Origin of the sequence: Paraburkholderia aspalathi (genome assembly GCF_905220735.1) — a bacterium.
Lineage (GTDB): Bacteria > Pseudomonadota > Gammaproteobacteria > Burkholderiales > Burkholderiaceae > Paraburkholderia > Paraburkholderia aspalathi.
Genome location: NZ_CAJNBA010000004.1, coordinates 98,498 through 124,880, shown reverse-complemented (window position 1 = coordinate 124,880; position 26,383 = coordinate 98,498). Strand labels below are relative to the sequence as shown.

General features: G+C 61.0%; 26 protein-coding genes. 8 read left to right on the top strand and 18 right to left on the bottom strand.

Annotation, left to right across the window (positions count from 1 at the left end; translation table 11 throughout):
• Window positions 1-2: 2 nt before the first annotated feature.
• The 7 genes from KHO30_RS23365 to KHO30_RS23335 form a co-directional block, all read right to left on the bottom strand.
• Window positions 3-305 (bottom strand): Zn-ribbon domain-containing OB-fold protein, encoded by a 303-nt coding sequence (locus KHO30_RS23365; protein WP_093641482.1) that lies wholly within the window; start codon window positions 303-305, stop codon window positions 3-5.
• Window positions 302-1,468: a thiolase family protein gene (locus KHO30_RS23360; RefSeq protein ID WP_093641485.1), complete on the bottom strand. Its 1,167-nt coding sequence runs from the start codon at window positions 1,466-1,468 to the stop codon at window positions 302-304. The genes KHO30_RS23365 and KHO30_RS23360 overlap by 4 nt, the downstream gene beginning before the upstream one ends.
• Window positions 1,469-1,482: 14 nt before the next feature.
• Entirely contained in the window at window positions 1,483-2,808 is a 1,326-nt protein-coding gene (locus KHO30_RS23355) for an MFS transporter (RefSeq protein WP_093641488.1), read from the bottom strand.
• 126 nt (window positions 2,809-2,934) lie between these two features.
• Window positions 2,935-4,545, bottom strand: a complete 1,611-nt coding sequence (locus tag KHO30_RS23350; protein WP_211702817.1) for an ATP-dependent acyl-CoA ligase — start codon at window positions 4,543-4,545, stop codon at window positions 2,935-2,937.
• A 240-nt stretch (window positions 4,546-4,785) separates the two neighbouring features.
• A complete protein-coding gene (locus KHO30_RS23345) occupies window positions 4,786-5,037 on the bottom strand; it encodes a DUF4148 domain-containing protein (protein WP_211702485.1) in 252 nt (83 codons plus the stop codon).
• A 103-nt stretch (window positions 5,038-5,140) separates the two neighbouring features.
• A complete protein-coding gene (locus KHO30_RS23340; RefSeq protein WP_200653617.1) occupies window positions 5,141-5,929 on the bottom strand; it encodes an alpha/beta fold hydrolase in 789 nt (262 codons plus the stop codon).
• Between the two features lie 36 nt (window positions 5,930-5,965).
• Window positions 5,966-7,402, bottom strand: coding sequence for an amidohydrolase (locus tag KHO30_RS23335; RefSeq protein WP_200618517.1), 1,437 nt, complete (start codon window positions 7,400-7,402; stop codon window positions 5,966-5,968).
• Between the two features lie 147 nt (window positions 7,403-7,549).
• Here KHO30_RS23335 and KHO30_RS23330 point away from each other — a divergent pair, with 147 nt between their 5' ends.
• From KHO30_RS23330 to KHO30_RS23305, 6 genes are all read left to right on the top strand, one after another.
• Window positions 7,550-8,539: a LysR family transcriptional regulator gene (locus KHO30_RS23330; RefSeq protein ID WP_244864112.1), complete on the top strand. Its 990-nt coding sequence runs from the start codon at window positions 7,550-7,552 to the stop codon at window positions 8,537-8,539.
• A gap of 224 nt (window positions 8,540-8,763) precedes the next feature.
• Window positions 8,764-10,092, top strand: coding sequence for an MFS transporter (locus KHO30_RS23325; protein WP_211702484.1), 1,329 nt, complete (start codon window positions 8,764-8,766; stop codon window positions 10,090-10,092).
• A gap of 123 nt (window positions 10,093-10,215) precedes the next feature.
• Window positions 10,216-11,700, top strand: coding sequence for an amidohydrolase (locus KHO30_RS23320; protein ID WP_244864111.1), 1,485 nt, complete (start codon window positions 10,216-10,218; stop codon window positions 11,698-11,700).
• On the top strand, window positions 11,700-13,166 hold the full coding sequence (locus KHO30_RS23315) for an amidohydrolase (RefSeq protein ID WP_211702482.1): 1,467 nt from the start codon (window positions 11,700-11,702) through the stop codon (window positions 13,164-13,166). Before KHO30_RS23320 ends, KHO30_RS23315 begins: the two co-directional genes overlap by 1 nt.
• 43 nt (window positions 13,167-13,209) lie before the next feature.
• Window positions 13,210-13,917: an ethyl tert-butyl ether degradation protein EthD gene (locus KHO30_RS23310; protein ID WP_211702481.1), complete on the top strand. Its 708-nt coding sequence runs from the start codon at window positions 13,210-13,212 to the stop codon at window positions 13,915-13,917.
• A 198-nt stretch (window positions 13,918-14,115) separates the two neighbouring features.
• Window positions 14,116-15,237: a porin gene (locus KHO30_RS23305; RefSeq protein WP_211702480.1), complete on the top strand. Its 1,122-nt coding sequence runs from the start codon at window positions 14,116-14,118 to the stop codon at window positions 15,235-15,237.
• Between the two features lie 137 nt (window positions 15,238-15,374).
• On the opposite strand, the gene KHO30_RS23300 is transcribed toward KHO30_RS23305, so the two are convergent.
• The 11 genes from KHO30_RS23300 to KHO30_RS23250 form a co-directional block, all read right to left on the bottom strand.
• Window positions 15,375-15,977: a hypothetical protein gene (locus KHO30_RS23300; RefSeq protein ID WP_244864110.1), complete on the bottom strand. Its 603-nt coding sequence runs from the start codon at window positions 15,975-15,977 to the stop codon at window positions 15,375-15,377.
• 150 nt (window positions 15,978-16,127) lie between these two features.
• Entirely contained in the window at window positions 16,128-17,225 is a 1,098-nt protein-coding gene (locus tag KHO30_RS23295; RefSeq protein ID WP_211702478.1) for an asparaginase, read from the bottom strand.
• Complete coding sequence (locus KHO30_RS23290; protein WP_211702477.1) at window positions 17,222-17,593, bottom strand: Rieske 2Fe-2S domain-containing protein; 372 nt, start codon at window positions 17,591-17,593, stop codon at window positions 17,222-17,224. Before KHO30_RS23290 ends, KHO30_RS23295 begins: the two co-directional genes overlap by 4 nt.
• Window positions 17,590-18,528 carry a dihydroorotate dehydrogenase gene (locus KHO30_RS23285; protein ID WP_093641524.1) on the bottom strand — a complete coding sequence of 313 codons (939 nt, stop codon included), beginning with the start codon at window positions 18,526-18,528 and terminating at the stop codon, window positions 17,590-17,592. Before KHO30_RS23285 ends, KHO30_RS23290 begins: the two co-directional genes overlap by 4 nt.
• Entirely contained in the window at window positions 18,522-19,508 is a 987-nt protein-coding gene (locus KHO30_RS23280; RefSeq protein WP_211702476.1) for a dihydroorotate dehydrogenase electron transfer subunit, read from the bottom strand. The genes KHO30_RS23285 and KHO30_RS23280 overlap by 7 nt, the downstream gene beginning before the upstream one ends.
• Window positions 19,505-20,119 (bottom strand): nuclear transport factor 2 family protein, encoded by a 615-nt coding sequence (locus KHO30_RS23275; RefSeq protein ID WP_200618524.1) that lies wholly within the window; start codon window positions 20,117-20,119, stop codon window positions 19,505-19,507. Before KHO30_RS23275 ends, KHO30_RS23280 begins: the two co-directional genes overlap by 4 nt.
• Before the next feature lie 2 nt (window positions 20,120-20,121).
• On the bottom strand, window positions 20,122-21,381 hold the full coding sequence (locus KHO30_RS23270; RefSeq protein WP_200654693.1) for an NAD(P)/FAD-dependent oxidoreductase: 1,260 nt from the start codon (window positions 21,379-21,381) through the stop codon (window positions 20,122-20,124).
• Entirely contained in the window at window positions 21,378-21,710 is a 333-nt protein-coding gene (locus tag KHO30_RS23265) for a cupin domain-containing protein (RefSeq protein ID WP_093641535.1), read from the bottom strand. The genes KHO30_RS23270 and KHO30_RS23265 overlap by 4 nt, the downstream gene beginning before the upstream one ends.
• Complete coding sequence (locus KHO30_RS23260) at window positions 21,707-22,123, bottom strand: cupin domain-containing protein (RefSeq protein WP_200618525.1); 417 nt, start codon at window positions 22,121-22,123, stop codon at window positions 21,707-21,709. The genes KHO30_RS23265 and KHO30_RS23260 overlap by 4 nt, the downstream gene beginning before the upstream one ends.
• 38 nt (window positions 22,124-22,161) lie before the next feature.
• On the bottom strand, window positions 22,162-22,554 hold the full coding sequence (locus KHO30_RS23255) for a hypothetical protein (RefSeq protein WP_211702475.1): 393 nt from the start codon (window positions 22,552-22,554) through the stop codon (window positions 22,162-22,164).
• A gap of 5 nt (window positions 22,555-22,559) precedes the next feature.
• A complete protein-coding gene (locus tag KHO30_RS23250) occupies window positions 22,560-23,888 on the bottom strand; it encodes an aromatic ring-hydroxylating oxygenase subunit alpha (protein WP_211702474.1) in 1,329 nt (442 codons plus the stop codon).
• A 226-nt stretch (window positions 23,889-24,114) separates the two neighbouring features.
• Between KHO30_RS23250 and KHO30_RS23245 the strand changes: the two genes are divergently transcribed.
• Window positions 24,115-24,705, top strand: coding sequence for a TetR/AcrR family transcriptional regulator (locus KHO30_RS23245; protein WP_175050674.1), 591 nt, complete (start codon window positions 24,115-24,117; stop codon window positions 24,703-24,705).
• A 307-nt stretch (window positions 24,706-25,012) separates the two neighbouring features.
• Complete coding sequence (locus KHO30_RS23240) at window positions 25,013-26,362, top strand: MFS transporter (RefSeq protein WP_211702473.1); 1,350 nt, start codon at window positions 25,013-25,015, stop codon at window positions 26,360-26,362.
• Window positions 26,363-26,383: the final 21 nt, after the last annotated feature.

Genomic DNA, 26,383 nt, shown 5'->3' with positions numbered 1-26,383 from the left:
TGTCAACCGCGTCGGGCAACGATCCGGTGTTGTGCATCCAGCGCGAGACTGACTGCATCGCCGGTTTCCACAGGAGAGTCGAGACGCGCGATGACAATCGGTCCCGCTTCTGTGGCAACGCTCGCCAGGTGGATGTCAGCGCTGTTATCCGCGCCCACTCGATGCCGGACGGCGGTCGCCGCCTTCACGGTGCCGCCCTCTGCGTCGAGCGCCGACCACTCGGCGCCCCCACAAGACGGGCACAGGTAGCGAGCCGGAAATAGCGTGGTGCCGCAGTGCGTACAGCGGAAAACTTTTATGCTCATTGCGCGCCTCGATCGAAAGCTTCAAGCACCACCGCATTCGCACACATACCGTAGCGATACTCGACCATGCCGTAGCCGCTGACGAGCGCCCGCCGGGCACCCGCTACCTGCCGCTCGCCGGCCTCACCGCGCAACTGTGTCAGGGCTTCGACAAGCCCGTGCATTCCACCAGCCGCGCCCGCCTGCCCTGCCGAAAGTTGTCCACCCGACGTATTGACCGGCAATTCTTCCGACGCAATGCGCGCGATCAGCGCACGCATGTCGCCGTCCGGCGCGAAGCCGAGGTCCGCCAATTGAACGAGCACCATCACCGGATAATCGTCGTACACGGACACGAGATCCATGTCGGCGGGCGTCATGCCTGCGTCGCGCCACAGAGTCGGTGCAAGTGCGGCAAGCGACGTCTGCAATCCATCGCCCATCTGGTGATCGGGGTTATAGCTGCAGCGCAGCGCACGCACCGCGACGTGCCGGTCGTGCTTCGCGAGGTCGGCTCGCGCGATAACGATCGCGTTCGCGCCGCTGACGACCGGCACGCAGTCGAAGCGTCCTAGCGGTTCAGCTATAAGCGGCGCATCCAGATACGCCTCGACGGTCAGCGGTGCACGATAGACAGCTTGCGGGTTGCGCGATGCCCACGCCCGCTGCGCAACGCACAGCGCGCCGTAATCCGCGCGCGACAGGTCGTAACGTTGCGCATGCAACTGCGTCATCATCGCGAACAGCGCGTTCGGCCCGCCGCTTTCGAGGGGTCGCAGCCAGGTGCGCGTCGTCAGGTTGTAATGGTCGACGAGTTGCTTGAAATCTGCCGGCTCGAAGCGATCCCCCGATACGAGCACGATCACGTTGGCGTCGCCGCACTGGATCGCGCGCACTGCATGTTGCAGCAGGTTGATTGCGCTGGCGCCGCCGTGACAGTCGTCCATGCACCAGCGTGGCGAGAGCCCAAGGCGCCAGGCAACGTCGATCGCGTGATCCGGAGCAAGGGTGAACGATGCCACTCCCAGCCCGTCTACTTCATGGGCGGCAAAGCCTGATTGCGCCAGCGCCGCGGAGAACGCCTCCGCGAGCAGATCGCCTGTCGTGCCTTCCGGCGCCTGGCGGCGATAGGGAACTTCCACCCCGCCGCAAAGCAATACCCCGGCATGGTCGCGTGACTGCATGATCGATCTCCCCTTTAGCGTGCGGAGCGTTGCGCTGTTTCCCGCGCACAGAGAAGCGCCACGACGGTTATCGCACCCATCGCCATGAGCATTAGCGCGACCGGCCACGCGGCGTGGTACTTCGCAAGCAGCGCGGTGGCCACGAGCGGCGAGAGGCCGCCCGCGAATACGGAGGCGATCTCGTGGCCCAGCGCCATGCCTGAATAACGGACCTCCGTGCTGAACAGTTCGCCCATCAGGCTCGGCTGGGTCCCGATCATCGCACCATGACACACGCCATTGGCCAGCAGGAAAGCGAGCCAGATGAGCCCCGGCACCTTCGTGTCGATTAGCCAGAAGAACGGCAGCGCAATGACGATTAGCCCCACCGCGCCGATCATGTACACGGGCTTGCGGCCGATGCGATCGGATAACCGACCCCACACCAGCATCATGCCCAGCTCGACGGTCATCGACACCATCACCCCCGCGAGCATGACCGAACTCGGCACGCCGATGAACTTCCCATACACAAGTGAGAAAGCAAGGAAGATATAAGAGCCGCCGTTCTCGGCCACGCGCAGGCCCATTGCGATCAGCAACTCCTTCGGGTGGCGGCGGATCGCTTCGAGCACGGGCGTGTGCGTCGTCTTGCCCGCCGCCGCTGCCTTCGCGAATTCAGTGCTTTCCGGCAACCTCGAGCGGATGTAGACGCCGACACCGAAGATCACAATCGATAGCAGAAACGGCACGCGCCAGCCCCAGCTCATGAACGTGTCGTGTGGCAGCTTTTGCACGAGAAAGAAAACCGCGGCCGACAACACAAAGCCGCCGCCCACACCGATCTGGCTCCAGGAGGCGTACATGCCGCGCTTTTCTGGCGGCGCCGACTCGCTGATCATCAATACACCACCGCCCCATTCACCGCCTGACGCGACACCTTGCAGCACGCGCAGCACGAGAAGGAGCGCCGGCGCCCACAGCCCGGCCTGGGCATAGGTCGGCAACAGGCCGATCAAAAACGTCGCGCCGCCCATGATCGATAGCGTCCACACGAGAGCGCCCTTGCGTCCGTAGCGATCGCCGATGTGGCCGAACAGTACGCCGCCGAACGGCCGCGCGGCAAAACCGACGGCAAAGCCTGCGAACGCGGCAAGCGTTCCGATCAACGGGTCGGTTCCTTTCGGAAAAAACAGTTCGCCGAACACCAGCGCGGCCGCAGTACTGTAGAGAAAGAAGTCATACCATTCGAGCGCGTTGCCTGCGACCGACGCCATGACTATGCGCCGCAACGACTTCTGATCGATCCCACCGCTGACGGCTTGTACGTCAGGCGCGGGAAAGGTTTGCGTGCTTGCCATACTGCCTCCGGTATGCCGCAGCGCGGCACGATATTGGGCTGGTGCGACGACTTATCGACTGCGAAACGGCTGAGCGTGAACGCGCCAGGCTGATGGTGCAGATGAGTAGCTCGCCAGGCTATGCCGCTAGGAACGCTTGAGCCGGTAGCCGGATTTTTCGAGGTCCCACGTGCTCTCTGTCACACCGGCCTCGCGCAGTTTGTATTTCTGGATCTTGCCGTTTTCCGTTCTCGGCAGCTCGCGCACGAAGTCAAGAAAGCGCGGCACGGCGAAGTACGGCAGACGTGGCTCGCAGTACTGGATCAGGTCCAGTGGCTCCAGCGTCGCGTTATCACACAGCACGAGTGAGGCCATCACTTCATCTTCGGCGAGTTCGGAGCGCACAGCGAATACCGCGGCGATTTCAACCGATGGATGGCTCAGCAGAGCCTGCTCAACCTCGTAGGACGAAATGTTCTCACCACGCCGCCGGATCGCGTCCTTCTGCCGATCGATGAAACGGTAGTAGCCGTCTGCTTCGCGTACCACGCGATCCCCGGTGTGAAACCACAGATTGCGCCACGCTTCGACTGTCTTCTCCGGCATGCCGAAGTAGCCACTCGCGAGCGCGCATGGCTCGTCCGCCCGGACAATCAGCTCGCCAGCCTCGCCGTCCGGGACAGGATGGTCGTGCTCGTCGACGACGCGCGCATCGAAACCCTCCGTAAGTTTGCCCATGAAGCCGGGACGCTGTGCGCCGATGTGGGCGCCGATCACAAAGTTCGTTTCCGTCGAACCGTAACCGTCCAGCAATGCAATTCCACAACGCTCGTTGAACTCATGCTGGAACTGGCCCGGCACGCCCGGCGCTAGCGCAATGCGCACCCTATGTGCGCGTTCGTTCGGCGACACGGCGCGGCTGAGCAGAATCGGCACCATCGCACCCAGCACGGATGTGATGGTCGCTTTGGTCTCAACGAGCGCGTCGAAGAAACCGCTCGCTGAAAAGCGACGATCGACGACAAGCTCGGCATCGCACGTGAGTGCCTGAAAGAAGAAGTTCAGTGCATTCGTATGGAAGAGTGGCAGGCAGGTATAGAGCACATCGCCGGCCGTGACGCCGAGATAATCAGCCGTGTGCCTGCCCCACCAATAGAACTGCGCGTGCGAACAGATCACGCCCTTTGACAATCCCGACGTCCCCGACGTGTACAGAATCGCGAGCGGATCGCTATCGGCAAGCTCTGCGGCTGCGACCGGTTCACCCCGCTGCGGCAGCGGCACAGACCGAACGCTGTATGCCGGCGCTGCGCTCGGCTCTTGCCCAATCAGCCATACAGATTCGACTGCCAGGTCGCCGGGATCGAGTGCGTAAACGGCGTCGACGAGATGAGTTTCGGCAGCGACCAGCCTTGCGCCGGAGTTGCGCAGAATGTGTTCGAGTTGCAAGCCGCGCGAAGCCGTATTGATCGGAACCGCGATCGCGCCGAGCCACGCGCAGCCCAGAATGATTTCCATGAACTCGCTGCGATTCGTGCAAAGCAACGCCACCCGGTCGCCGCGCCCCACGCCTTGAGCGGCTAGCGAACCTGCACGGCGCGCAGCGATATCGAGTGCCTCGGCGCCGGTCCATTGCGTCGAGCGATCAGAGAAAAGCGGTGCGTGCGGGTTTCGGGCTGCACGAGCAGCCAGCATTTCCGGCAGGGTAAGTCTCGTGGTGTTACTCCCCGGCGCCTGGCTGCAAATCGCAGCTGGCATGTGGATGTTGCCCATGTCGTCCCCGTCTGAAATGTATGCAGGCGAGTCTAGGTTTCGCGACGGACATGTGTCAAATTCATCAATTTTGCTCTCGCTATCAATCTGGCGGATTTTGGGCGGCACGCTCAGCTCGTCCAACCGATCAGATTAAAGTCCGATTTTCCAGTTCGCCAATTCAATCTGTAATCCTTATAAACAATCGCCAAAAGCACCGCATGTGTGCCGAACCCTGTATTCCCACTACTGCGCTGGAACGGTGGAGATACCCCGGGTTGCGCGTTTGGCGTCGAGACGCTTTTCTGCGGCAATGAGGTCGTTTGGATAGTCATACCGTGCTGCGTCGGGCTGATATCCAATCGCGACCAGTTCCCTGAGTTCCTGCGTCACCTTCGTCCGGGTCACAGCGCTATCGCTCGATGTTTGCGCGAACGCGCCCCCAGGGAGAAGAACCAGCGCAGCGGCAACCGACACCACAATCCGAGGCATGTTCATGATCCACACTCCTGGCGAGGCGCTAAAGGAGGTTGCGTCAGCCTCGCTCAGCCAAGTATAGGTGCGAATCTGCAACGACAGAAATGCGTCAAACTCTCGAAAGCTATTCGCAAGGATCGTCCGAATCCCCGGCAGACAAGCCCTCATTGATGGCAAACGCCAGGCCCGCCGGATTGTCCCGCATCATGAAGTGCCCCGCGTTCTGCACGATACTGACCACGATACCCATCCTCGATAAGCTAACCGCGTCGGGATGCGGCAGCGAGCGCTCGCCGAAAATCACTGAACGCGGCATTTCCAGCCGCAACAGCAATTCACGCCACGCCACTGAATCGCCTTCTACCAACGATGTCGCCGCACGATGGACTGCTCTGGCACAGGAGATCGCGAGAGCGCCCGCCCAAACGGGATCGCCCTCTCTCGACGCGGTCGCGACCGTTTGCGCGTGGCCGTACAACCAATAGTCAGATTCAGAGTAGGCCGCAATCTCGCGACTGAACAATCCTCCGCCCGCGTCAAGATTCGGCTCTGCGAGAACCAGACGGCGTACCCGGCGAGGCGCCATCGTAGCCGCAACGATCGCGACCGCCCCACCCATGCTGTGACCGAAGAGATCGACGTCTGTGTCGAGACTCCGAATGAGTTCGACGACGATTCGAGCATGGTCTTCGACACGATATCCGAAGCACTCAGGCCGGTCGCTATACCCGGATCCCAGCAAATCGACCAGAATGCTGCGCCGCCTCGTCAATGCCGGATCCGAGATCACTTGCGGGTAGTCGCACGAGGACGCGCAGCCAAGTCCGTGGATAAACACTAGCGGCGTGCCTACCCCTGGAATGTCATGGAATCGCAGCGTCCCGCTTTGCCCGGAAAGCTTGAGAGTGCGCACGGATGATCCTGGGTCGATATGCCGGGCCTGCGGTGTTCAGGCGGTCGCTTGGGTACGCGCCGGCGGGGGCAAGACTTCCGGCGGAATCGGGCAATCATAAGGCTTGCGCCCGCGCTTTTCGTCAAGCTCCACTTTTGCTGCGCGCAGCACATCCGGTTGGCCGACCAGATCGACGGCCGTGGCAGCCAGTGTCTGCGCGGCCAGCAACATGCCTCGGTGAGCCAGCGTCGCCTTGCCCTGCGAGACCATTTGCCACGAATGAAAACCTGTTCCCCATGCGAAGCAGGACGTCAGGCATTGCGTGGTCGGAACGACCCAGGTGACATCGCCAACATCGGTCGAGCCTGTCACCGGGCGCGCCATGTCGGCACGATACGGCTGGATGTCCGTAACGATCGGACGCGGGTCACGCAGCGCCGCCGCGAAGTGACGAGCGCTGTTCTCGAAATCATCAGACGAAATGGTCTGCTGAATCTGCCTCGCGAATTCGACGTCGCGATCGCTGACGTCGAAGCCGCCGAGCGCCCGCATGTTCCGGTCGAGAACCTGATCGAGCGTGTCGTTATGCAGTACGTTCGAGCACGCCTTGTCGAAAACGATCTCGAGACGCGTGCCGGTCATCAATGCGGCACCGGCCGCGATCTGTTTGACACGCTCGAACAGATCCCGCGCTTCTTCGCTGCGCGGTGCGCGCACCGTATAAAGCAGTTCGGCGAGTACCGGCACCACGTTGGTCGAAATGCCACCGGAATTGATGTAAGCGAAATGTACACGTGCCTGATCCGGCATGTGCTCGCGCAGATAGTTGACACCGATGTTCATCAGTTCTGCGGCGTCCAGCGCGCTGCGCCCAAGATGCGGCGCGAGAGCCGCGTGCGCGGCCTTGCCGTGAAAGCGGAAATACGCCTGTACGTTCGCGAGCGTGGCGTTCATGAACACCGAATTCGCTACCGAGGGATGCCAGCTCAACGCGACGTCGAGGTCGTCGAACAATCCGGCGCGCGCCATAAAGGTCTTGCCGGCAGCAGCTTCTTCGGCGGGGCAACCGTAGAACCTGACCGTGGCGTCGATATTGTTGGCAGCAAAATAGTCTCTCGCGGCAACTGCCGCGAGATGTGCGCCCGCGCCGAGCAGGTGATGGCCGCAGCCGTGCCCATTGGTGTTGACGCCGTCAGCGGCCGGTACGCAGACCAGCGCGCCGCTTTCCTGGCTCAGCCCGGCCAAAGCATCGTACTCGCCCAGAAATCCGACCAGCGGGCCGCCGCTGCCCGCCTCCGCCACAAACGCCGTCGGCAGTCCGGCCACGCCACGCGTCACGCGAAACCCTTCTTCTTCAAGTAGCGCCGCGTGCAGTTCGGCAGAGCGATATTCGCTGTAGCGCATCTCGGCGTACGACCAGATTTCATTTGCCAGCTCAACGTATCGCTGCTGCTTTGCCTCGACGAGACGCTTCACCTGTGCTGCGTGCTCCACATAGCCTCCATTCTCTCAGGATCGGTAGTCGTTTCGAAAGATTCGCGCCGGTAAGCCGGCGCAAATTTTTCCACTTTCTGCTGGCGTAGAGTATGTCGACAGATAAGCGGCCAACAACTCAATGAAAGTGTTGCCGTTGACTCCCGGTTGTCTCCTCCTGAAAAAATTTGGTGTCATACATTGACCATGAAGCTACATCAACTCCGCGCACTTGTTGCGATCGCCGACACCGGCAGTATCCGGAACGCAGCCCGCGCCACGGACCTCTCGCCGGCCGCCATTACCAAGGCGATACGTGAGCTTGAGGAAGACCTGAATGTCACGCTGATCGTACGCGAAGCTACGGGTGTGACGCTGACCGAAGCAGGTCAGACGCTGCTCGGGCATGCAAGGCTGACAGTCGGACAGTTGGCGCGAGCGCGGCAGGAAATGGAGCGGCTATCCGGTAAGAGGGACGGCACCCTGTCGATTGCAGCGGTGTCGTGGGTCGGTCTAACGTTGCTTGGAGAGGTTGTCGGCCTGTTCCAGCAGCGTATGCCCGAGGTAAAGATCGAATTCTTCGAAGGATTGGCAACCGTGTCGATACCAAGATTGCGTGACGGAACGCTCGATATCTCGATTGGAAGGGCTAGCTCTGTTAGGCAAACGGAGGAGTTCACCCATGTCCCGTTGTTTCGCACCGGTTACGCGGTAGTCGGCCGGACAGAACATCGTCTGGCAGGGTGTCGATCGCTGCATGAATTGAAGGACGCCGAGTGGATTCTGAACCGCGACTCATCCGTCGACGAACTCGCCGCGACCAATGCGTTCACCGAATATTGCCGCGTCTACGAACCCCGCATTCATATATCGCATTCCAGTGCGATCGCGCTTGGGCTGGTCGCAAGCACCGACATGTTGACGTTGATGCCATGGCCGCTCGCTGAACTGCTCGTGAGCAAGGAACGATTAACGGTCCTTCCGCTAGTCGACTCCATTGCCGAAGCCGAGATCAGTCTTATATACCGGCGCGCCGCACCACTCAGCAATGCCGCCAAATACTTTGTGGAGTGTCTGACCAGCGTGATCCGCACCTCCATGGCATCCGAAGATCCTTTCAAGCGCCGGCTCTTTCACTCTGTCGAGTGCCTGCTGTAGGCAGCAATCACTCGCTGCGCAGCGAGTGGTTTCTCCTTGACGCAATCCATTCTCGTCATGCCGGACAGCATGACGCCAGATTGCTTCGTGCGCGCTTTCCGAATCATCAATCGTTCAGGAAAGCCAAGCAAATTTTTGACACGTTGACGACACCAAAAAAGAACGTCATTATTTTTTCAATCGCACGGCAAGCGTGCCGGCGCTAACCCAATTCGGAGACGGGTGTGTCAAATCAAGCAAACGGGTGTGAGCACCCGACAGTCCGCACAGCATCGACCCTCGACTTCATTGCGGTGGTCGTGGGCAACGCCCTGGAATTCTTCGACTTCACGGTCTACGCCTTTTTTGCGGTATTCATCGGCAAGGCTTTTTTCCCGGCGTTTTCTCCGGCGAGCCAGGTGATCGCATCGGTCGCGGTGTTCGGCGTCGGCTTCGTCGCACGCCCGATCGGCGGCCTGGTGATCGGCGCCTACGCGGACCGTTCGGGACGCAAGGCGGCGCTGTCTCTGACGATCGGTTTGATGGCACTCGGCACCGCCATCCTCGCGTTCACACCATCGCACGCGACGATCGGCGTGGTGGCGCCCATACTCGTCGTCATCGGCCGTCTGCTACAAGGGTTTTCTGCCGGCGGCGAAATGGGACCCGCGACAACGTACATGCTCGAAATGGCGTCGTCGAACCGGCGCGGCTTCTATACGAGCTGGCAGCTCGCGACCCAAGGTGTGGCTTCGCTGCTGGGCGGGCTGGTCGGCTACGTCGTGTCGTCGATGCTGTCGCCGGCGGCGCTCGAGGAGTGGGGGTGGCGCGTACCGTTTGTCATGGGTCTGTTGATTGCGCCGATCGGACTGTATATCCGGACGCAGTTGAGCGAAACCCTCAATACCGAGTCTGCGGTCAAAGGTACGGGTGAGCTCGTATCCACCATTGTCAGCAAGCACCTTTCCGATTTGCTGCTTTCGTGTGCCGTAATAATCGGACCGACGATCACGGTATATGTCGTCGGGTACTACATGACGACCTACGGCCTGCGCGTACTGCACCTGCCCACGTCGACCTCGATGCTGGTCGGCCTCATCACAGGCGGCGTGGGAATTTTCGCATCCCTGGCCGCCGGCCTGATCTACGACCGGTTTCCCAATACGAAGTGGATGGTACTGCCGCAGGTTTTGACGGTACTGGCGATCGTGCCGGCATTCGTGTGGGTCACCCAGAACGGCACGGCCGTCACCTTTCTTTCGATGGTTGCGCTGCTGACGTTGTTGCGCGTGCTGATGGCGCCGTTTCAACTGTGCTTCATTCCCGAGATATTTCCTAACGCGATTCGCAGCACGTGCGTGTCCGTCTGCTTCAGCGTGCCGACCACGATTTTCGGCGGCAGCGCGCAGGTGGTAGTGGCATGGCTCGCCGCGAGGACGGCCGACCCGATGTCGCCGGCCTGGTATCTGCTCGCCGCAAACTCTATTTCGCTGCTCGCCGTGCTGACGCTTTACATGCGACATCGCGCAACGATGGGACGAAACAGCGTATTCCGCGCCAAAGCGGGGATCTAGCAGTCCGTCGATCCAGCCGGATTATTTATTCATGTTCGTCTTTCGACTGCGAGGCCTGGCATGTCATTTCGATTACGGGTCGAACGGCAACGGGTTTCGTGCGTCAATCGAACCGGAGAGCACGTGAATTTCGATCAACTCGATCAAGAGATTGCCGCGCGGATCGAATCGTACCGTGATGTGTGCGTGCACCTGAGCGACCGGCTGTGGGATCTCGCTGAAACGGCCTATGCGGAGTACGAGTCGGCGGAATTGCAAATTCGCGAGCTCGAGCGGCATGGCTTCCGGATCACGCGAGACGTTGCGGGTATCCCTACTGCGTTTGTCGCCGAAGCCGGCGACGGCGGCCCGGTCATCGGCTTTCTCGGCGAGTACGACGCGTTGCCTCACCTCAGCCAGGTCGCCAACTCCGCCACCCGGCAACCGGCACCAGATGCCGGCAGCGGACACGGTTGCGGTCACAACCTGCTTGGCGGCGCGGCGCTGATGTCCGCTTTCGCCATCAAGGATTGGCTTCACGCGTCCGGGCGCGCGGGCCGGGTTCGCTATTACGGCTGCCCCGCTGAGGAAGGCGGAGCCGGCAAGACGTTCATGACGCGAGCCGGCGCATTTGCCGATCTCGACACCGCGCTTACCTGGCATCCTGCCAGCATCCTCGCAATCGATGCGATGACAACCCTTGCGACGCTTCACGCGCGCTTCACGTTCAGCGGCGTCGCCGCACACGCGGCGGCCGCGCCTCACCTGGGGCGCAGCGCACTCGACGCGGTCACGCTGATGAATGTCGCCGCCAACTATCTGCGCGAGCACATTCCGAGCGATGCCCGCCTTCACTACGCGCTGCACGATACGGGTGGGACGGCGCCCAACGTCGTTCAAGCTCGTGCCGAGGTCGTCTATCAATTGCGCGCACCTGAACTCTCCACGATCCATTCGCTACTCGACCGGCTGCGCAAGATCGCGGACGGCGCCGCGATGATGACCGACACCACCGTCGTATGCCGGGTGGAAAAGGCCATGTCGAATATGAGGCCCAACAAGGTCCTGTCCGATCTGATGTACGAGCGCATGCTCGCAATCGGTCCGACGCCGTTCGACACCGTCGATCACGATTTTGCCGCGCGCATGCACGCCGCCATTTCACCCGCCGAAGCACTGGGCAGCTTGTCGATTCTCGGCGCCCATCGGCTCACGGGAGTTCTGCATGACGGGGTCCTACCAGCTGCGTCGATGCCATCGTTGTTGCCCGCGTCGACCGACGTAGGCGATGTCAGTTGGGTCGTGCCGACAGCCCGCTGTCTCGGCGCCTGCTTCGCGCTGGGCACGCCGTTCCATTCGTGGCAGTTGGTCGCCCAAGGCAAATCGTCGATCGCGCACAAAGGCATGCTGCAGATCGCGAAGGTGATGGCTGCCACCGCCGCAGCGCTCTACACGAGTCCTTCATTGCTTGAACAGGCCAAGGCGGAATTGCGTGAGCAATCGGCCGGTGAAACCTACATCTGCCCCATTCCGGACGACGTGCTTCCTCCCGTCGCTAAAGAAGGCCGAACGCAAAGAGGCTCGGTTCGGGGGGCGTTTCCGCACCAATACGCCGGGGGTAACGCGTGATGAAGCGCGAAGATAACCAACGGATCGGACTCATCGAGCAGTTCGTCGAAACAAAGCGTGGCGACTTCATTGATCTTGCGGATCGCATCTGGGATCTTGCCGAGACTCGTTGGGAAGAATTTCGCTCAGTCGAAGCGCAGATCGAGTTACTTGAGCGCGAAGGATTTCGGATCACGAGAAACCTGGGCGGTCTGCCCACGGCGTTCGTTGCGGAAGCCGGAAATGAAGGACCCGTCGCCGGGTTTCTGGGCGAATACGACGCGTTGTCGAACATGAGCCAGCAAGCCGCGGCCGTAGAAGCGTGCCCGGTATGCGCCGGAGGCAACGGGCACGGATGCGGTCATCATCTGCTTGGTGTCGGTGCGATGCTGGCCGCAGTAGCCACGCGCGACTACCTCCTTTCCCAGGATTTGCCTGGGATCGTCCGTTACTTCGGATGCCCCGCCGAGGAAGGTGGCGCCGGCAAGACCTACATGGCTCGCGAAGGTGTATTCGATGATATCGACTTCGCATTGACCTGGCACCCTGGCCCGTTATCGGGGATTTTCAAGTACAAATCGCTGGCGGTGATGCAGGCATTTTTCCGCTTCTCCGGCGTGGCCTCGCACGCGGCGGCTTCACCCCATCTCGGACGCAGCGCGCTCGATGCGGTTGAACTGATGAACGTCGGGGTGAATTTCCTGCGCGAGCATATGCCCGCCGAGGCTCGCGTCCATTACGCGATCATCGATGCCGGCGGCCTCGCTGCAAACGTTGTTCAGGCCCGTGCCGAAGTGCTGTACGTGGTCCGCGCGCCGAACATCGAGCAGGCGTGGGCGCTATTCGAGCGCGTTCGACGAATCGGCGCGGGCGCTGCGCTGATGACCGAAACAACCGTTGAGGTCGAAGTCGATCGCGCATGCTCGGACGTGCTGCGCAACGAAACGATTGAAGCCTTGATCATGGATAACCTCGAGCGTTTCGGCCCTCCTCCCTTCGACCAGTCCGATCGCGATTTCGTCACGCGGCTCGCCGGAAACATCAGCGCGGGTGATTTGCAGGAATGTCTCGACGCCTATCGCGGGCCCGCTGGTGCCCATGGACTCGCCGACACGCCGCTTCCATTGAACGAGGAACCGGGCTCGTTGACTGGATCGAGCGATGTGGGAGACGTGAGCTGGGTCGTGCCGACAACCCAGTACCTCGGCGCTTGCTACGCGGTGGGGACCAACATGCACACGTGGCAACTGGTGTCGCAGGGAAAACTGCCCGCTGCACATAAAGGAATGCTGCACGCGGCAAAGGTACTCGCGGCGACCGCGCTGGATCTGCTGACGGAGCCGTCACATATCGACGCAGCTCAGGCAGAACATGCGTGCCTCACTGGCGGACGTCCCTATGTCTGTCCAATTCCCGAATCGGTACTCGCGCCACCGCTGCGTAAAAGGACGGAAAAGAAAAGGACGGAAAAGGGACACCTAACCTAGCGCCCAACCGCACTCCTTTTACGCACTTGACCTGACCTGATCCATGACATTTTCCTACTTCATCACGGCGACTAACGAGCACGATCCGCATGCGCGGGTAAGCGCGGCACATTGTCAGTTCATTCAGGAAGCCATCCGCGCGACGCCTGACTTGATGAAGGCCGAGCTTTATACGCCCGCCCAGATCACGACTTATCACGACGACGGCCCTTCGCCCCTGCTCGCGCTGCGGCTCGAGTTCACCAGCCTCGAGGCACTCGAGTCACAAGTCACCGAGGGCGGACATCTCTGGCGGCTTGCGCAGTCGGATGACTGGCTCGCGCCGTGCGCAAGCCTGGTCACGCATCAAGCCATGCTCACCCGTACGTTTATGCCTCTCACGACGACGCCCGCGGAACCGGCGTTGTGCAGCTATCTCGTGCATTACCCGGGCGCTGCGGAAAATTTCAACGACTGGCTTTCCTACTACGTCGCCCATCACCCTCAGATCATGCTCGACTACCCGCATGTACGGCAGGTCAACGTATTCACCCGGGTCGACTGGTGTGAGTCGATGCCATGGACGCGCGTGAACTACATGCAGCGAAACATGCTGACCTTCCCTTCTTCGCAACTGCTCGCCGAGGCGCTGACGTCGCCCGTTCGTGCGCGAATGCGGGAAGACAATGGACGGTTTCCGGCGTTCTCGGGACGAGCTTGCCACTACCCGATGCTCACCAACGTAATCGCTCCGGACAACAAGAAGTCTTAGCCGAAACCAAAGGAGAAAGACAAACCAGATAAGTTTTCATTCGCTGTCTCGTATCACACGCTTCAATATTAGTAATACTTATTAAAAAATAACCAATTGCGTTTGGAAATCAACTTCGTCAACGAATCGCCTCGAAAAATCGAATACCACTAACAACATTTCGAGCGATCTACGCAGCACTTTAAGAGGATGTTTAAAATGTGTAGGAAAGTTCTAGTCACCGCTACCCTGCTCGGCTCCATCGCAGGCACCGCACACGCGCAAAGCAGTGTGACCCTGTACGGGCTCGTCGATTCGGCAATTGGCTACACGAGCAACCAGGGTTCGACCAACGGCCACATCAATCACGGCATTCAGGCGTTGCCCGGCGCCATGTCGGCGAACCGGTGGGGCCTGCTCGGCTTCGAAGACCTCGGCGGCGGTACGCAAGCCACCTTCAGGCTCGAAAACGGCTTCAACATTCAGAACGGTGCGCTCGGACAAGGCGGCCGGATGTTCGGCCGCAGCGCGTACGTGGGCCTCGTCAACAACAGTTGGGGAGCCGTGACAGCCGGCCGCCAATACATGCCGTTCCAGGAAGACGTGGGCAACGAAATGGCCGCCCTCTACATGTCGGGTTATACGTTCCATCCGTATGACAACGACGACATGAACTGCACCTTCAGACCCAACAATACGGTCAAGTACACGACACCTACCATCGCCGGTTTCACCGCGAAGGTCCTGTATGCGTTTTCGAATCTCGCCGGTCAGATCAATACCAACCGCCTATGGAGTGGCAGCGCCGACTATGTGAACGGTCCGGTCCACCTCGACGCCGGCTTCTTTACGGTCAGTCAACCAGGCTACGGCACAGCCGGTGCTGAAGCGTCGGATAACACGTATGGCGCGCTTCCGACGATTGCTGCCGGCGGCATTGCGAAGCACACGGTATGGGGCGCCGGCGGCACGTATACGTTCGGCGCGCTGCTCGCGAGCATCATCTATACGCATGCGGACTTCGACGCGACCGTCGGCGGCACACTGAAGTTCAGCAACTACGAAACGAGCCTACGCTATCAGCTCACGCCCGCTGCGGTGTTAACTGCAACCTATCTCTACACCACACAGAGAAGTACCGTTGCCGCAGGTGGGAATACGCACTACAACCAGGGCGCATTAGGGGTCAATTACTTCCTGTCGAAGACAGTTGACCTGTACAGCAACCTTGTCTACCAGCGGGCCGCAGGTACGGCTCATGCGTGGATTCTCAATGGAACGGCAATGTCCAGCAACGACAGTCAGTTCATGGCTCTCGTCGGGATCCGGAAGAAGTTCTAGGGACCCTAGTTTCGAAACAACGGCAATGTGTGCTGGAGGATGCGCGAACTGATCGAAGCGCATTCCGGCGGCACACCACGCGGCACAACCTGAAATAATGAGCCGCACGCGTTTCTAACGGCGCTCACCGTGTCGCCTTAACCGGCTTCACCAAAGAAGGTTCTTGCCGACATGGGATGATGAATATTGCTCCCTTCGAACGGCGGGAATTTCTCGAAATCCGCACGCATCTGATGTCTGACCGGCGAATTCATAGCACGGGTAATCGCCTCGGCGCTATCGAACATCAGCTTGTTGCGTTGCATGTAGTGAACCTTGCGCCACGGCATAGCATCGACCCAATCGACCCGCGTGAAAATCTCGATCTCACGCGCACCGTCGAAGAACTTCATGATTTGCGGGTGGTGCGCCAGATAGTAAGTGAGCCACTCGTCGAAGTTTTCAGCGTGCCCCGGATAGTGAACCAGGAACTGGCAGGGAAGCGCCCCATCCGGCACCTTGGCCTCAGGGTCAAGCACCGGATAGGGCCGGCGCGCCATGACCTGTTGTTCGACTGCAGACGGCTTCAGACTTTCGAATTCCGTGCGAGCGATCTGCTGGAGGTGCCCGTCGGCGGATATTGCGGCTTCGAGCGCCGCGAGCTTTTCGAAGTCGAGCTGGAACGCGAAAATCGGCGACGGGCCGTCGTTCGTGTAGAAGTCTTTCGCGCTCTGCGGCGTATATAAGCGCGCGCGGCTCATGGCAGGCGTGGTCCGAATGCAATCGGTGATGGCTTGTAAATCCGCGTCGCTAATGCGCGCGTTCGCATCTGGATGTGTAAACGTTACGAGGTAGGAGAATTGCATGATTGCCTGAACGTAGGTGTTGTACGTAGGAAAGAGAACGCGTCATCATAGGTCGAGCAGACATGCCTGCAAGCGCTCGACATCGACGCTCGCAACCCGGTCAGGCACAGCCCCGCCCGAATGATCCGCGGCCAGCGCAAGCATCAGCGCAATGCGCAGCTTCGCGGGCGCCAGATCGCCGCCGACCAGTATTCCGTCAACCGTGAGAAAACGCTGCACCGGTACCACGCCGCGCGGCGCGCGCGTCGCCTGAACGACCACCACGCCCGCCTGCACAGCGTCCCGGAGCGCGCGCATTTCGCCGGCGGCCGGCCGCCCAGGCGCAAGCCCCGCGCAGACGATGCCACGGGCGCCCGCCGAAACGAAAGCGTCGATCGCCGTGCCGTCGGCACCTGCGTAGGATGTCACGATATCGACCCTCGGCAGCGTGAACGCACGCATGGAGGCGTGATCGAGCACCGCAGAAAATGCCGAACCCCGTTGCCCATCACGAAACGCGCGACGACGCCACACCACGCTGGCGTCGGCGTCGATCCGGCCAAGCGGTCCGTATGGGGGCGCTTCGAATGCAGCGAGCTCGAAACTGGCCGCCTTCGTCACGTCTCGTGCCGCGAAAAACAATCCGCCCATTGTCACCAGCACGCCGGCGCCGCGCGAGGCCGAGGCCGCCGCGAGCGCGACCGCGCCGCGCAAATTCGCCGCGGCGTCGCTGCCGTCTGTGTTCGCGGGGCGCTGCGCGCCGGTCAGCACAACGGGTCGCTCCACGGCCAGCACGAGGTCGAGAAACCAGGCCGTCTCCTCAAGCGTCGCCGTGCCATGCGTGACGACAAAGCCTGTCAGCAACGGATCGGCCGCGGCTGTATCGCGAATCAGCGCGGCGAGCTCCAGCCAGTCCTTCGGCGTAATCGCTACACTGCCCAGACTGCGGAACGGAATCGGCACGACGTCGACGTCCGGCGCGAGTTCGCCGAGCCGAGCCAACAGATCGTCGATCGGGTGAATCACGCCGCTGTCGGCATATTCAATCCAGTCGAAGCGGTGGCGGCCATGCATGGCAAAGGTGCCGCCCGTGCCGATCACTGCGATTCGCGGACGCACAAGATCGCGCGACGCAATCCGCGTTTCCATGTCATCGTGCTTCATGCTTGCAGACGAACGAACAGTTCGTTTCCGACCATTTTCGCCTCGTGGCGGCGCGTATCCCGCGTGATCGGCGCCGACAACGCCTTGCCCGTGCGCACGTCGACGAGACCTGCATGCAGTGGGCATTCGATTTCATGGCCGTCGAATTCGCCATCGCTCAGCAGCGCCGCGCCATGCGTACAGATATCGTCGAGCGCGTGCACATCGCGATCGATCAGAAACAGCCCGACCTTGACACCCTCCAGTTCGATCCCGCGACACGCGCGCGAGCCGAACACCTGCTCCATCGCCCCCAACCGATACCAGCCGTCGTCCTCACGGACGTAGTCGCCTGCGGACGCCGCCTTGATTTCGTGAATCGCGTTCATAGGGCCGCCTTCTGTTGAAGTTTGACAGGTTCGTGCATCCGTACAGCGCCGATCAGGTCGGACAGTTTCGATACGCCGTGCCGCTCGCAATAAGCAGTGAGATCGTGGATCAGGCGCGGCATCGCGGTGGGGGACACGAAGTTGGCCGTGCCGACCTGCACGGCGCGGCAACCGGCCAGCAGGAATTCCAGCGCATCGGCTGCCGTGCCGATGCCACCGCATCCGATCACCGGAATCTTGACGGCCTGCACGCACTGGTACGCGATGCGCAGCATGATCGGGCGGGTTGCCGCGCCGGTCAGTCCACCCATCACGTTCGCGACGCGCGGCCGGAACGTCTCGACGTCGATCGCCATCGCCAGAATCGCGTTGCTGACGACAAGCGCATCCGCGCCCGCCTCTTCCGCGGCCAGCGCGACTTCGACCACATTGCCCGCGTTCGGCGTCATCTTGGCCCAGACCGGCAGGCCGCACGCTTCCTTCATTGCCTTGACGACCTGATACGTCGCCTCCGGATCCATGCCGAACGCGCGGCCATCCTTTTTCAGATTCGGGCACGACACATTCGCCTCGATCGCGGCCACGCCCGGCACCGCGATTTTCGCGGCCAGCGTGCCGAACTCCTCGATCGTGTTCGCCGAGATGCTTGCGACCAGCGGTGGGGTGTAGCGGCGATAGAACGGCACAGTCTGCTCGATGTAGTAATCACTGCCCTTGCTCGGAATGCCGATCGAAAACAGCGTGGCGTCGCGAAACTCGGCGACGCGCGGCGGCGGCACGCCTTCGCGGATATCCTGCGTGATCGTCTTCGTGACGATCGCGCCGAGGCAGTCGAGGTCGAACACCCGAGACGTGCCTTCCGCGAAGGTGCCTGACGCGGGCATGACCGGATTCGCAAGCGTGAGCGAGCCGATCTTGACGCTGAGGTCTACCATGATGTCGTTTCCTGAAGATCGAAGACGGGACCGTCCCAGCACACGCGGCGATAGGTCAGTTCGTCGGAACCGGCGGACTTGCGGAACGGGCGCACGCACGCATAGCACGCGCCGATCGCGCAGCCCATGTGCTGCTCAAGTGCGATCTGGCCGGGAATCTGCAATTCCGCAGTAACGCGTTGAAGCATCGACAGCAACCGGTTCGACCCGCACGTCGTTGCAAACGTGACAGGCCGGGACACGTGGAGGCGGCGGATCAGGTGCTCGACCTGAACCACGTCGCTGGTCTGGTCGTCGTCGGTGACGATGACGATGTCGGCCCCTGCGTCGCGCAAATAGTCCACTGACATCACCAGCGAAGGACTGCGCGCACTCAGCACGGCTGTCACGTGGGCGCCTGCCGCAATCGCTTCTTGCGCAAGCGGCGCCATCGTCGCGAGGCCGACGCCGCGCGCCAGCAGCAGCACGTGAGCCGCGCCGGTCGTCGCAGGAAGATCGAAGCCTTTGCCTAGCGGTCCGAGCGCGTCGAGCGTGTCGCCCCTGTTCAGTTGCGCGAGGCCGCGCGTGCCGACGCCCTGCACCTTGTAAAGAAACTCGATGCGCTGATTCTCTGGTGCTACGCGGTAGATGCTCATCGGCCGGCGCAAATACGGCACTTCGTCGTTCGAAGGCGGACACGCCAGATGGAAAAACTGTCCGGCGCGTACGGTCAACGCGAGGTCTGGTGCGCTCAACACGAGATGCTTGTATTCCGGATTCACCCATTCGTTCGAACGCACGACACACTGGTTCTCCGCGATCGACGGTATCCGGCTGTACGTTAGATCCGCAGCGGATGCTGCGTCGTCGCGATGTGCACACAGCGGAACCACCTTGCCTGTTGCTCGCGTTTCGCTGCTGCAACGGCCGCCCGTTGTTTGCGCGTCGTTGTCCGATGCGAGGCTCTCCGCCGCGCAGGCGTCTGTCTGTAAGCTTGTCATGTTTCTTCCGTCGTATCCTGTCGAATCAATGTCCTTTGCTCGCTCACACGCTTCGCATTCAGCGAGGCGAAATCGCTCGCGAGCGGGAACGGTTGGGCGCCGGGCTCTAGCATGTGAAGCTGCGTAAATCGCATTTCCCGCACCAGCCAGTCACCCGACGCTTCGCACACGTACTTCTCTTCGGTGACGGCGCCAAGCATCACGGCGCGTGCGTCATCGTCGCGCAGGGCCAGTTGCCACAAGCGCCATGTGCCGACTGCGTTGTGAGTGTCGATGAAGGTGAGCGTTTCGCTGACGTAGTAGTGCATCGCGAATAGCCACGGCGATCGTTGAAACCAGTCGGCCAATTTCTCGCGGCCCACCAGGTTGTCACCGAATCCGGAGCCACCGACCCACACCGCCGTTTCGGTGAAGCATTCCGCCTGTTGACGCGCGATCTCGCGCATCACGCCCTCGGGTTGGCGCTGATAGTCGGCGGTGTATTTGGCGTCGGCCAACGCCGCGTAACGCGCTTTCAGGGCGCGTATCGCATCGACCGCTTCGAGCCGCGCCACGCGCGCTTCGAGCGAAGCGGCATCTCCCGCCACGGTTTTCTCGATTGGGCTGTTCATCGTCAAACCAGCTCCTTCAGTGAAACCAGCGCGTTGCCAAGCTGTTGCGGATCGATCCGCTTGCGTGATTTGACAAGCGCTTCCAGATAGCGCCGGTCGCGGCTCTGGTTGATCGTGACGCCGGCGCTCACGCAGCCGTCACGCAGCGATATGACGGTCGCGTTCGCCGCATTCAGATCGCCGCGCACAACGGTTGCATCGGTAGCCTCAGGCAGACCGGTTACCTGAATCGCGTGGCCGAGCTGATCGGTCCACATCCACGGCGTTTCCCGATACGGTTGCGTGCACCCCATAATGATTTCCGCGACGGCGCGTGCCTGGTTCTCCGCGTTGCGCCAGGTTTCCTGGCGCAAATGAAAACCGGCGTCACTGTCGAGCGTGCAGGCGACGTCGCCAGCCGCGTAAAGCCATGGCAATTGCGGGCTTCGGCAGAACGCATCCACGGTGATACCGCGCGCATCAGACAGGCCCGTGTGCTTCAGAAAACGCGGATTGCAATCGACGCCGATCGCAACCAGCACGCAATCCGCGTCGACGCCAAACGGCACGCCATTGCGTGTGGCATCGACTCGCAGCCGGAGCACATTCGTCTGTTGCCTCTCCGCCGCCACGATCCGCTCGACACTGACGCCCGTATGCAACTCGACGCCTCGCGCGGTGTGCTGCTGCGCCAACCAACCGGCCACGAGAGGCGGCAGACAGCGATTCATGATGCCGTTGCCCGCTTCGAGTACGGTAACGGGCACGCCGAGCGCGATCGCAGTCGACGCGACTTCCATTCCGATCACGCCCGCCCCGATAATCGCAAGCCGTCTGCACCCCACGAGCGACTCTTTCAACGCAAGGCAGTCATCAAGTGTTCTGAGCACGTGTACGCCGGGCATTGCCGCGGTCATGAAAGCGGGACGTCGCGCCTCGCCGCCCGTGGCAACCACCATCAGGTCGAAATCGACGCTGCGTCCGTTGTCCAGTTGCACGCGCCGTGCGTCGATATCGAGCGAATCGGCGCACGCGTGAATCCGTTCGATACGCGCAGCCGTCAACGCGTCTACCGACCAGAATTCCGCAGGCGCCAGCGCGAGGCTTTCCTGGGCACTCGTGCCGAGTAGCAAATCCTTGGACAGCGCCGGGCGCTCATAAGGCGCATGCGCTTCCGCGCCAATCAGCGTGACTCGGCCGGCGTGCCCGAGCGCGCGCAGATGCTGCGCGACACGTCCGCCAGCGTGCCCAGCGCCGACAATCGCGATATGCGACGCAGTCATGGCTGACGCTCCTGATCCGCAGCGATACGCACCGTCACGCGGTACAGCACGCAGCGGTCCGACACGCACGTATAGCGGCGCGGTTCGTTGGGCGGAATAAGGATCGCCTCGCCTTCAGACAGGATGTAATGCTCGTGTGCCGCGACAATGTCGACGCGTCCTTCGAGCACCGCACCGACCTCTTCGCCCAGCACGTCTTCGCCGAACTCGACGGTTTCGTCGCGTGACAGCAATTGTGTTGTGGCGGCCAGCGCATCGCCGTCCGCGGTCTGCATGGCTGACGATGCAGCCGGCTCGGAAACCAGCAGGCACTGCTCGATGCGGGTCACGATGCGTTCTCCCGATCGGCGAGCGGGTAATACGGGGTTTCGTCACCGCTGCCGTATTCGGCGCGCGGCGGTGTCACCACGTTGAGCCTCATGCTGACGCCCGCGCCTTCGAAGCGATTCACACCGTAATGGCTCAACCCGGCGGGGATGATCATCGCCTCGCCGGCATTCATCGGTCGCTCGATCTCCGGGCCGCCGGCGTGCACCTCGAAGATCGAACACGCACCGCGCACCTGCAACGATGCTTCCTCGCCGTGATCGTGCGCCTTCGCGGGCAGCCCGCGCCCGGCGGCTTCCACAAACTTGATAACGGCAACGCTTATCGTTTGGCCGATCATCGTCTTCATATAGAGTCCGTCGGCGACGACCTGCTTGAGGCCATCGTCGATTCCAAATATCCGACACTTCGGCATAACGCTCTCCTGATCCGAATTAGCACGTCGCGGCAGTTTCAGATGGCCGGACGCATCGTGAACGTTTCATCGGCGACGAACCGGCGCGGATCGTATCCGTCGATCACCGCCGGCTGCTGGTAAAACTCGACGGCCGGCGCGATCTCCGCAAACGAAAGCAACAGGTACATCAGCGTTTTCGCTTCTTCCGGCAGGCTGGCGAGTTCGTACTGGTTCAGCCATTCAACGATCTCGTCGACCTTCGGCAGCATCGCGTCCTTGAACTCGACGATCGCGTCCATGCCGACGGTATGGCGTTGCGTGTTGCGCTGGGTCTCGGTGGGCAGCGCCCAGATTCCGACAAAACAAGCCAGATCGCTGAACACTTCGGGCAGTGCAACCGGCACGGTTCGCGCCTCACGCTTTGGCATGACGATGATTTTCTGTTCCATGATCTTTACTCCGTAACCACTTCGGCTTTGCTGACGGCCGCTTTACCTTCCGCGTCCGCTTCCGCTTCGGCCAGCAGGCGTTCGATGACGTGATAGCTGTGACGAACCAGCAGTTCGTTGTCCTGCAGCACCATGAATTTCTTCACGCCCGTTTCCGCAGCACGCTGCGTGCGTTCGAGTGTGCTCAAATCTTCGAGGAGCACGTCGCGCAGCGCCACCTTCATGTACTCGAGGAAGAAGCGGCCACCCGGCGTCGTCATTTCCGGGTAGTACACGCGCGCTTCGAGCAGCGTCCTGTTGTGCGCGATCGGCCGGAAGTTGTATGCCTGGCAATAGTTGGGCCGCAGCGACAGATAGAAGTCCGGAAACACGACGTTGATATCGAACAGCCAGTTCGGGCTTTGGGTCCAGTTCACGCCTTTGGGCAATGCGTCGAGCGGAAACGCATGGCGCGCGCTGCCGATGCCCGCACGCAAGGCCGACGCGGCAATCGGCCGTTTGGAACCGGCATCGGACAGCGCCTCGCTGGCGGCCACGCCGCCTGACGTAACAGCTTTCGGATTACCGTAGACCGACTTCTGGTTGCCCGCGAGAGACAGCCGTCGATGCAAGTCGCCGCACAACGCGTCGAGCGGCGGCATGCTTCCACCCTCGCTCCTGTCGATTGCATCGGCGATCGAATTGCCGTGCACGTAGGCGACGTGATACGCCTCCTGGAATGCGTCGAGCGCCAGCTTCCAGTTGCAATCCACCACCGTCTCCCATGCAAAACCAACCGTCATCTTGTCGAACGGATAGCCTTCGATGTCGCCGTACATCGGCTTCATGAAGTCGTCCAGCGACATCTTCGGGTCCGGATCCATGTTGACGAAAATGAAGCCCTGCCACACGTCGCAAGCAACGCGGGTCAGCGCGTAATCCTTGAAATCGATCCCGAAGAAACACTTTTCGTCCGGCACACCCGTCAGCTTGCCGTCGAGGTCGTACGCCCAGCCGTGAAACTTGCAGAAGAACTTGCGCGTGTGGCCGCTCTTGTCATACGCAATCTGGTTGAGCCGATGCGAACACACGTTGTGCATCGCGCGAATCTGGCCCTGCTTGTTGCGCACCACGATGACTTCCGTGTCGCAAGCGTCCAGTTTTTTAACGAAGTAGTCACCGGCAGCGGGAATCTCCTCCACCCGGCCGACCTGCAGCCAGGTCTTCTTGAAGATATGGGCCTTTTCCCGCTCGTAGTACTCGGCCGAGATGTAAGGTTCGACCGGGATCAAGCCCGAGCCGAGATGCGCATACCGCGCAGTGAGCGTGCCTTCCGGGGCGGGTATCTCGTTCATCAGCAAAAATCCTCAACAGGAACATGCAATTCGTCGAATAACGAATGTCATTCTGTTTTTGAAAAATTATGCTGTCAAGTCTTTCCGGCCAAAGGTGTTGAGCGCCGATGCGCGACTCGATCGTTCACGCCGCGAGGACGGTTGCTAGAATGACGAGCGTGCAGGCGGGGATATCGCTCCGGCCCTCTCCGCCAGAATGCGAAAACCAACCGATTCAGGGGATCCAGTGCCGCAGGTAAAAAAAGCAGAAGTACGGGAGGCGATTCTGGCCGCCGCATTTTCGGCGTTCAGCGAGAAGGGCTATTCCGCGACCACGATGACCGAAATCGCGCGCCAGGCCGGCACGACCGTGGCCAATCTCTACGTCTATTTCGATTCGAAGCTCATCATCCTGTACGAGCTCTACCAGCCATGGCTGATGAAGCAGCTCGACGCGCTTCGAGCGGAAGTGGTGCTGTTGTCCAATCCGAAGAAAAAGATCCGACGAATCCTGACGGGCCTATGGGCTGACATTCCAGCCTCCGACCAGGCATTCGCGAATGCACTGATCGACGCGTTGGCAAGCGCGCCGCCGAACATGGGAAAGCCCGTGAAACTGCTCGATTCGGTGGAAGGATTTCTGACCAGGCTGCTGCGCGAATCGTTGCCGCCCGAGCGCGCGGAAGTCGCACGCGACGATCTGATCTCGCATGTGATCTGGATGGCGTTCGACGGCTTCGTCATCAACCATCGCATCGGCGACGTGCGGGATATCGAACGAATCGCCGCATTGATGACTGATCTGTTGCTGGGCGACACGGGTCCGAAGGCCCGCTGAACACTGCCGCGCCGGTTCCCGCCGGTGCCGCTCGCCGGTTGTCAGAAGAAAAAATAAAAAGACAATTTTGAAATTCTTTGACACGCCACAATAAAGAATGCCATTCTGTATTTAGGCCGCAACGTCGGCTGCTTTCCGCGCGTATCCGGATTCGAAGCGACGCAACGGCCGCCTGGTGCATCGGTCCTGGCGTCGCGTCCGGCCGCCCTGTGTGGACGGATGGCTTTGCACACAAGCCTGGTCACGAGCGAGAAGCCATAACGCTCCTACCCATGATCTGTGTTGCTCACCACCTGAGGTGTCTTCAATGGCCGCACTATCCGATAGTTCAGCAAGCCACCCGTTCGATCCACCTGCGCGAACCACCTATCTGGTTCTGATCCTCTGTTTCCTGACGATTGTCGCGGAAGGCTACGACATCGGCGTGATGGGCACGATCGTGCCGTCTCTGCTCGCCGATCAGGCCTGGAAGCTGACGCCGATCGAAATTGGCGCAATGGGCAGCGCCGCGCTCTTCGGCACGCTGTTCGGGTCATATTTCATCAGCGTCGTCAGCGACCTGGTGGGTCGCAAGCGGCTGTTAGTTGGATGTGTCGCGTTGTTTTCGGTATCGATGCTCGGCGCAGCCTGGTCGCCAACGCCCTTTGCATTTTCAGTCGCGCGTTTTGCTGGTGGACTCGGTCTGGGTGGTGTCATTTCCGCCGCTGCCGCGCTAACAGTCGAGTATTCGCCATCCGGGAAACGCAATCTGAACTTTGCGCTGATGTACTCGGGCTATTCGATTGGTGCGCTGCTGTCGGCATTGATCGGGATCGCTTTTCTCAGTTCGCATGGATGGCGGTTCGTCGTCGCGCTCGGCGCAAGTCCGCTCATCGCGCTTCCGCTTCTGCTGTACCTGTTGCCAGAATCACTCGATTTTCTGATCGCTCGTGGAAAACAGGCACAGGCGCAAGTTCTCGCCGCCAAACTCGGCATCAGGATGTTCGGCCCGGAACACCTCCCGAAAGACGCACTGCCCAAACCTTCGATCGGCACCGTGTTTGGCGAAGTGTTCTCAAAACAGAATCGATGGGCGACGATCAGTCTCTGGATCGCGCAGATCGCTGCCGTCCTCGTGATCTATGGATTGGGGACATGGCTGCCGCAGTTGATGCGCAAACTGGGCTACGACCTCGGCTCAAGCCTTTCGTTTCTCGCAGTCTTCATGCTGTCGTCCGCCATTGGCGGAATCCTGATCGGCCGAATCAGCGACCGCCTGGGCGTACGCAAAACCATCTGTGGCGGATACGTGATCGGCGCCCTGGCAATCTCGGGGCTCGCGATCAAGAGCAGTCTCGTCGTCAACTACATCCTGGTCGCGCTGGCTGGTTTCGGAAGCATCGGTGTCGCGATGGTTCAACTCGGCTTCATCGCCAACTACTACCGCGCCCATGCAAGGGCGAGCGCAACGGGTTGGGCCGTGGGCATCGGCCGCCTCGGCGCGATGAGCGGTCCGATGGTGGGCGCCTATCTGGTGGCACAAGGTGTCGACGTCAAGTGGAATTTCTTCGCCTTCGCGGGATCGGCGCTCGTCGCGGCCATGGCTATCGCACTGACACGCAATCCTGAGCGCAGCCTCTCGTTTCAGAACTCGATGGGGATCCCTGTCGAAAATTGATTTTCTAAAAAACAACAATAT